The organism is Streptomyces sp. NPDC088157, from assembly GCF_044741545.1.
Classification (GTDB): domain Bacteria; phylum Actinomycetota; class Actinomycetes; order Streptomycetales; family Streptomycetaceae; genus Streptomyces.
Genome location: NZ_JBIUSU010000012.1, coordinates 1 through 8102, shown reverse-complemented (window position 1 = coordinate 8102; position 8102 = coordinate 1). Strand labels below are relative to the sequence as shown.

At 69.2% G+C, this 8102-nt stretch carries 9 protein-coding genes; all 9 read right to left on the bottom strand.

Features of this window, described 5'->3' with window-relative positions:
* A partial coding sequence (locus tag ACIPFH_RS37285; RefSeq protein WP_401833632.1) for a lysophospholipid acyltransferase family protein occupies window positions 1-987 on the bottom strand: 987 nt, incomplete at its 3' end.
* A 14-nt stretch (window positions 988-1001) separates the two neighbouring features.
* Window positions 1002-2075, bottom strand: coding sequence for an NAD-dependent epimerase/dehydratase family protein (locus ACIPFH_RS37280; RefSeq protein WP_401833629.1), 1074 nt, complete (start codon window positions 2073-2075; stop codon window positions 1002-1004).
* 303 nt (window positions 2076-2378) lie between these two features.
* Window positions 2379-2477 carry a 30S ribosomal protein bS22 gene (locus ACIPFH_RS37275; RefSeq protein WP_003948845.1) on the bottom strand — a complete coding sequence of 33 codons (99 nt, stop codon included), beginning with the start codon at window positions 2475-2477 and terminating at the stop codon, window positions 2379-2381.
* A gap of 177 nt (window positions 2478-2654) precedes the next feature.
* Entirely contained in the window at window positions 2655-2867 is a 213-nt protein-coding gene (locus ACIPFH_RS37270) for a helix-turn-helix domain-containing protein (RefSeq protein WP_004984898.1), read from the bottom strand.
* Window positions 2868-3001: 134 nt separating this feature from the next.
* Entirely contained in the window at window positions 3002-3817 is an 816-nt protein-coding gene (locus ACIPFH_RS37265) for a phosphatase (protein WP_401833627.1), read from the bottom strand.
* A 259-nt stretch (window positions 3818-4076) separates the two neighbouring features.
* Window positions 4077-5249 carry an acetoin utilization protein AcuC gene (locus tag ACIPFH_RS37260; RefSeq protein WP_401833625.1) on the bottom strand — a complete coding sequence of 391 codons (1173 nt, stop codon included), beginning with the start codon at window positions 5247-5249 and terminating at the stop codon, window positions 4077-4079.
* Window positions 5200-6447 carry an MFS transporter gene (locus ACIPFH_RS37255; protein WP_401833623.1) on the bottom strand — a complete coding sequence of 416 codons (1248 nt, stop codon included), beginning with the start codon at window positions 6445-6447 and terminating at the stop codon, window positions 5200-5202. Before ACIPFH_RS37255 ends, ACIPFH_RS37260 begins: the two co-directional genes overlap by 50 nt.
* 84 nt (window positions 6448-6531) lie before the next feature.
* On the bottom strand, window positions 6532-7248 hold the full coding sequence (locus tag ACIPFH_RS37250; protein ID WP_401833621.1) for a VC0807 family protein: 717 nt from the start codon (window positions 7246-7248) through the stop codon (window positions 6532-6534).
* Window positions 7249-7340: 92 nt separating this feature from the next.
* A complete protein-coding gene (locus tag ACIPFH_RS37245; RefSeq protein ID WP_401833619.1) occupies window positions 7341-7985 on the bottom strand; it encodes an HAD family hydrolase in 645 nt (214 codons plus the stop codon).
* Window positions 7986-8102: the final 117 nt, after the last annotated feature.

Here is an 8102-nt window from a genome sequence, read left to right as displayed (position 1 = left end):
CATCAGCATCGGGTCCTCCGCTGCCTCCGGCGGGTAACCGTCCGTCCGGATCGGCTCTCCGAACTGGATCGTCCACTTCGTCGGCAGTGGAATCCCGCCCAGCGGTCCCAGCCAAGGGAAGGTCGGCGTCAGCGGGAAGTAGGGGAACCCGAGCACCCGCGCCAACGTCTTCGCGTTGCCGATCATCGGGTAGATCTCCTCGGCCCCGACGATCGAGCAGGGGATGATCGGCGCACCCTGGCGCAGCGCCGTCGAGACGAAGCCGCCCCGGCCGAACCGCTGGAGCTTGTAGCGCTCGCCGAAGGGCTTGCCGATGCCCTTGAAGCCCTCCGGCATCACACCGACCAGCTCGCCCTGGCCGAGGAGCCGTTCGGCGTCCTCCGAGCAGGCGAGGGTGTGCCCCAGCTTGCGGGCCAGCTCGTTGACGACCGGCAGCACGAAGACGAGGTCGGCGGCCAGGAGCCGCAGGTGCCGGCCCGCAGGGTGGTGGTCGTGAACGGCGACCTGCATCATCAGCCCGTCCAACGGCAGCGTCCCGGAGTGGTTCGCGACGATCAACGCGCCGCCCTCGGCCGGGATGTTCTCGACGCCCTTCACCTCGACCCGGAAGTACTTCTCGTACACCGGCCGCAGCAGGGACATCAGAACCTGGTCGGTGAGCTCCTCGTCGTAGCCGAAGTCGTCGACCTCGTAGTCGCCCGTGAGGCGCCGGCGCAGGAAGGAGAGCCCGCCCGCGATCCGCCGCTCCAGGCCGCCGACATCCTCGCCCGACCGTTTCTCACCCGTCACAGGAACATCATCCTGCCCGGCCGCCCTGGTGGGCAGGGGCTGGACCTCACTGACCTCAGCGACCTCACCGATCTCCCGGACCGGCGCGGGCTCTCCGTTCCGGCGCCGGCTCACCGCGCCTCGGCGCCGCGGCGGCCGCGCTACGGCGCTCCCCCGGGACCGGTCGTCGTCGAACGGAATGACCTTGGCATCCGCCATCGTTGATGCGCTCCTCAGTTGGCGCTCTGCGTCGGGAGGTGGACCGGGAGGTGGCCGCCGCCCGGCAGGGGCAGCGCGGCGATCCGGTCGACGGCCCCGGCAACGGCCTCGGGCGGCAGGAGTCCGGGTCCGTGACTGCGCGCGAAGTCCGCGAAGGTCTCGGCCGTCGTGTAGCGCGGCGTGAACCCCAGCGTCTCGCGCATCTGGTCCGTGGACACGACCCGGCCATGGGTCAGCAGCCGGATCTGCTCGGGCGAGAAGTCCGTCATACCCAGCGTACGCACCAAAGACCCCGCCCAGGTGACGGCAGGCAGCAGCAACGGCACGGTGGGCCGCCCGAGCCGCCGCGAACACTGCGACAGCAACAGCACTCCGTCACCGGCGATGTTGAAGGTGCCGCTGTTGAGCGTGCCCCGCCGCGGTTCGTGCGAGGCGATCCGCAGCACCTCGATCACGTCGTCCTCGTGGACGAACTGGAGCCGGGGGTCGTAGCCCAACACGGTGGGCAGCACGGGCAGCGAGAAGTACGAGGCGAGCGGCGTCTCGGCGGTGGGCCCGAGGATGTTGGCGAACCGCAGCACGCACACGGCCACATCGGGCCGCCGCCGGGCGAACCCGCGCACATACCCCTCGACCTCGACGGCGTCCTTGGCGAAGCCGCCGCTGGGCAGCGACTTGGCCGGGGTCGTCTCGGTGAACACGGCGGGATCGCGCGGCGCGGACCCGTAGACGTTGGTGGAGGACTTGACCACGAGCCGCTTCACGTTCGGCGACTTCTGACAGGCGCCGAGCAGCTGCATCGTCCCGATGACGTTGGTCTCCTTGACCACGGTCCGGCTGCCGCGGCCCAGCGCGGTCGCCGTCACGTCCAGGTGGACGACCGTGTCGGCACCGGTCTCGGCGAGCACCCGCGCGATGGTGGGCTGCCGGATGTCGGCCTCGATGAAGTCGGCGCCCCCGAGATGGTGCTCGGGCCGTACCGCGTCCACGGCGACCACACGGTCGACCTGTGGATCACGCTGGATCCGTCGTACGAACCGGCCCCCCAACTGACGGGCCACTCCGGTAACGAGCACGACCTTTCCCAAGATCAGCGCCTTCCTTCCGTACTGGAACCGCCGGCTGCCCTGCCGAGTTCCCGTCTGCGGGCCAACTTAGCGGGTCGATGTTGCGCTGTGATGACCGCCCGATGCTCGAAGTGACTGGAACCCTTCGGTCATACGACCAGTTCAGCCATGGTGCGCGTCCAGGCATACGCACGGCGTTCAGCCGACCGTACGGCCACCTGGATATGCGTGTGGCCCCCCACCGATAACACGGTGGGGGGCCACACCACGCTTACGCGGCTCGCGTCGCGCGAAGTAAGTGCCTGCGCCTACTTCTGCCGGCGCCTACTTCTTGTTGCGACGCTGAACGCGCGTGCGCTTGAGCAGCTTGCGGTGCTTCTTCTTGGCCATCCGCTTGCGCCGCTTCTTGATAACAGAGCCCACGACTACCCTCGCTCACTTCTCATCACTCGGTGCTGGGCGCCATGGGCCCATACGACCTACGAGGGCCTAGCCTACCCGTCCGAGCGCTGAGGTCGTAATCGAGAGGTGGGAGGGGTCCGAGACGGCCCTGAGGCCGGACCCCACCCCGGGCCTGCCCTGCCGGACAGGCCCCGGCCGTCAGGCGGTTTCCACCCCCACGTAGCTCTCGCGGAGGTACTCGTGAACCGCTTGCTCGGGGACGCGGAAGGACCGCCCCACCCGGATCGCGGGCAGATGACCGCTGTGCACCAGTCGGTACACGGTCATCTTCGACACTCGCATCACCGAGGCGACTTCCGCCACGGTAAGGAACTGAACCTCGTTCAGAGGCCTCTCGCCAGCTGCAGCCATGACACACCTGAACCTTCCGCACTCGACTCGACGGCCACCGGCTTCCCCTTCCGGTGACTCTTCGTCGCTGCGTGCTCACTCCCCAATGTAGGGGCGGGTGATGCGAGTGGGGAAGAGGTGCACCCATCAGCGGCCTACTGTGACAGACACGCTCGATTGAGTACGTAGCGGGTCAGCGGCCTGTAGTAAGCGGACCGCACGGCGTCATCAAGTGGAACGGCGACGGAGACGACTCCCTCGGCCTCACCCACGAACAGCGCGGGGTCGTCGGTGTCCGCCAGGCCGATGGCCTCGAACCCCAGCTGACCTGCCCCGCAGACCCATCCATGGTCCCCGATGACCAGCTCGGGCAGCGGCCCCCCGCCCTCGGCCGCCGCCGCGAGCGCGGCCCGAACCGGGAGCGGTGAATGGCTGTGCGCACCGGTCGCACAACCGGCGCGTTCGGCACCCGCCTCCCGGACGACCGCGACTCCCCGTACGTAGTCGAGGTGGTGAGTGCGTAGGCCGAACCGGGTCGTTATGTCGACACAGAGACCCTGCGCCGGGGTGAGGACATCACATCCCGCCGTCGACAAAGCGTCCGCAACCGCGGCGTAGAACCCCAGCAGCCGATGGGGATGCCCGGTGCCCAGCAGCACGGGAGCGCCACGCACGGCGACCGAGGCGAGCCGCTCCGCGAACGCGTCGAGTGCGGCCAACGTCCGCTCAGGATCGATCACATCATGCCCGGAAACACAGGCGGGATCGGCCGAAACTCCACACTTGTCGGCCATCAACGCGATCAGGTCCCGCTGCCCCCAAATCCTCTCGGGATCGAGCCCGATCAGCACCCGGGGATCGCGAGCGGCGAAGAGCCGATAGCTCCGCAGACTCTCCTCCCGCGAGGTGGCCACCACCCCGGCCAACCGCGCAGCAAGCAGATGCGCCCGAAGCGCTCCGGCACTCAACACGAAAGCGATGCTGACGGAACAGAGCCCGGCCCCGCGGCAGAACCCTGCCAACACCGCACAGTTGGCGTAAGACCAAGCCTTCCCGGCCCACCCGACACCGCAGCCCGTCCGGCGCTTGAGGACGAGGCCGTCCAGGCCGACCCAGGGGTCACAGGGCGCGGAGCCCCCTGACGAGGACGGGAACGGGTGAGGGCGGCGGGGGCGAACCCACGACACCCGCCCAGCCGCACCACACGGCCTACGGCCCACGGCCTACGGCCTACGGCAACAACCCCCGCAACGGAAACACCGCCCGCCGCGTGGCCAACACAGCCTGGTCCAACCGATCGGCGGGGTCGTACCCCGACTCCCATTCGGCCCACTCCACCGGCCACCGCCCGTCAGTCATCCGCGCCGGCCCCAACTGCCGGGTGCGAGCGAAGACCTCCTGCCGCCACCCCTCCGGGATCACCGTCTCCGGCGCCACCGGCGCCCCGGCAGCCACCCCCACCAGATGCGTCCAGGACCGCGGCACCACCTCCACCACCGCGTACCCGCCCCCACCCAACGCGACCCACTTGCCCCCGGCGTACTCGTGCGCCAACTCATGGCAGGCCACCTGCACCGCCCGCTGCGCATCGAGAGAGACCGCGAGATGCGCCAACGGATCCTCGAAGTGCGTGTCGGCACCGTGCTGGGTCACCAGCACATCCGGCCGGAAATCGGCGATCAGCTCCGGCACCACCGCGTGGAACGCACGCAACCACCCCGCGTCCCCGGTCCCCGCCGGCAGAGCGACGTTCACCGCCGCCCCCTCCGCGCCCTCCCCACCGGTCTCCTCGGGCCACCCGGTCTGCGGGAACAAGGTGCGAGGGTGCTCGTGCAGGGAGATCGTCAGCACCCGCGGATCCTCCCAGAACGCCGCCTGCACGCCGTCCCCGTGATGCACGTCCACATCCACGTACGCGACCCGTTCGGCCCCCAGCTCCAGCAGCCGGGCGATCGCCAACGACGCGTCGTTGTAGATACAGAATCCTGACGCGCCCCCGGGCATCGCGTGGTGCAGACCGCCCGCGAAGTTCACCGCGTGCAGCGCCTCCCCCCGCCACACGGCCTCCGCGGCCCCCACCGACAGCCCGGCGATGAGGGCGGACACCTCGTGCATCCCCGCGAAGGCCGGATCGTCCATCGTGCCCAGCCCGTACGACTGGTCCGCCGCGCCCGGCTCCGCCGACGCCGCCTTGACGGCCGCGACGTAGTCCTCCCGGTGCACGAGCCGCAACGTCGACTCCCCGGCAGGCTTCGCCCCGACGACGTCCACCTCCCGGTCGAGCCCCAGGGCGCCGACCAGCCTCCGGGTCAGATCCAGCCGGACCGGATCCATCGGATGCTCGGGCCCGAAGTCATAGCCCGTTACTGCCTCGTCCCACATCAGCTGTGCGCGGCCGCTCATGCCCGCCACCGTATCGGTCCGGTTGAGCGGCGAACGACCGGGCGTACACCAACGTCACCAGCACCAACACCATCGGCACCACCATCGCTCCCCGATAGCTCCAGGCGTCTCCCAACGCCCCCACCAACGGCGAACCGATCAGGAACCCGACGTAGTTGAAGATGTTGAGACGGGCGATCGCCGCGTCCGAAGCCCCGGGGAACAACCGTCCCGCCGCCGCGAACGTCTGCGGCACCAGCACGCACAACCCGAGCCCGACCAACGTGAAGCCCAGCATCCCGACCCACGCCCCGGGCGCGACGGCCACCACCGCGAACCCCGCCGCCGCCACCAACGACCCCAGCCGCACCGCCGCCGCGGCCCCGAACCGCCGCACCCCGAAGTCCCCGATGGCCCGCCCGAGCAGCGTGGTGACCATGTAGACGTTGTACGGAACGGTGGCCAGCTGTTCGCTGCTGCCCAGCACGTCCTGGAGATACTTCGCGCTCCAGTTGGAGACCGTCGAGTCCCCGATGTAGGCGAAGGTCATCACCAGACACAACGGCAGCAGCAGCTTGAAGACGAGACCCGAACCGCCGCCCCCCGACTTGTCGTCCTCCGCCGAACCGTCCTCCACGACGCCGGCCCCGGCGGTCCCGGACTCGCCGTCGACATACCACCGGGCGCCCACCAGAACGGCCGGCAACAGCACCGCCACCACCGGCAGATACGACACCCACAGGGCGAGATGCCAGTGCGCCCCCACCCACGCCAGCGAGGCCCCCACGATCCCGCCCAGGCTGTACACGGCATGGAAGCTCAGCATGATGCTGCGCCCGTACGTCCGCTGAAGACTCACCCCGAGCATGTTCATCGAGGCGTCCAGCGCCCCCACGGCGAGGCCGAAGACAGCCAGGGCGACACCCAGCTCGGCCATCCCCCGTCCCGCCCCGACGCCGAGCAGCGCCAGGAGCACCACCGGCTGGGACCAGCGCAGCAGCCGGCTGGGCGGTATCCGCTTCACCAGTTGCTCGGTCGACACGCTGCCGACGCCGGCCAGGACGGGCACGGCGGCGAGGAAGACGGGCAGCAGCGCGTCCGAGACCCCGTACCTGTTCTGGATGGCCGGGATCCGGGTCACGAGCAGAGCGAAGGCCGCCCCCTGCGCGAAAAAGCTGAACGCCAAAGAGGCCCTACCGCGCCGCAGCACTTCTGTCATGGCGGCGAGCGTAGAGCCCCTGCGTACTCGTGGGTAGATCCAGCCAAAGATGAATTCTCCTCAGCTTTGCCGGATCCCCGGGATCTACCGGGCAAGGACGACCTCGGGCATCTCGGCCGCGGCCTCGACCTCAGCGGCCTTCCCGGCCTTCACCTCGGAGGCGAGCATCGCCACCATCGGCCCGGCACCGAGCGCCCCACCGGCCAAGAAGCCCATACCCATCGCCACGACCATGATCACCGACCCGACCCACACCATGGTGTCCACCGGCACCGTGTAGGCCCCCACGACCCGCACGACACACTCGGCGAGCAGCACCACACCCCACACGATCGAGAAGGCCCGCTCCCGCCTCCGGAAGGCCACCGACGCGGACGCCGTCCCACTCTCCAGCCGCGCCCAGGCGGCCTCCCTGACCGCGTCGCCCTTCACCAGGAACGGCTTGAGCGCGGCGGTCATCATCGGCCTCCCCAGTGCCACGGACACCAGGATCCCGATCCCCACGGTGCTGCTGACCGCACTGTCCTTGGCCAGCATGAGCCGCGGATCACCGGCGACGAAGCTGAGCACCAGCCCGACGATGTTGACGACGAGGATGAGCCCGGCGAGCCCGTTGACCGTCCGCCTGCTCATCGCGCTCCACAGCGTCCGCCCGGCGGGCACCACACTGCTCCAGGCCAGAGCGGCGAAGGTGCTCATCCCGAAGGCGCCCTTGAACAGGTAGTACGACCCGAGCGGCACCGCCACGTCCACGAGGAGCGGGGCGAAGGCGTTCTGCTTCTTGTGCTGGTTCGTCGTCATGCCCATAGCTTCGCCGCCGGGAGGGGTCCGCTCATAGAAACGATCGTCCGGAGCTACGCATGACAAATGTCAGCCCGCGACCGGATCGAACGTCAGATCAGCAGGTCGGGCAACTCCCGCAGATCGCAGAAGAGTTGAGTGGCCCCCGCGAGCTTCGCGGCAGGCGTCATCGCGGTGAACCCGTACACGTCCATTCCGGCCGCCACAGCCGCCCGCACCCCCAGCGGACTGTCCTCGACGACCACACACCGCTCCGGCGCCACCCCCATCCGCCGGGCCGCGTGCAGGAAGAGATCAGGCGCCGGCTTCCCCTTCCCGACATCCTGCGAACTGAAGATCCGCGCCTCCTCGAACCACCGGTCCAGCCCGGTCTTCCGATGCCCCACCCGGATCCGCTCATGGCTCCCGGAGGACGCCACGCAGTACGGCACCCCGTCGGCGGCCAGCTTCGCGAGAACGTCCACAGCACCGGCCACGGGTTCCAGCTCCTGTTCGAAGGCGGCGAACACCCGCCGGTGGAACGTGTCGTCGAACTCGGTCGGCAACCGCTGCCCCGTGCGCTCCTGGACCAGGTCGTGGATGCGGTGCATCGCGGACCCCATGTAGTCACGGATGGAGTCCTCGTAGGAGGTGGGGTGCCCGATCTCGGTCAGATAGGCCGCCAGCAGCCGATTGGAGATCGGCTCACTGTCCACCAGGACACCATCGTTGTCGAAGATCACCAGGTCATAGCGCATGGCTAGACCCTAAATGAACCCCGAACGCAGAAAACCCCCGCACCGTGAGGTGCGGGGGTTTCCCGTAATATTTGTTCGGCGGTGTCCTACTCTCCCACAGGGTCCCCCCTGCAGTAC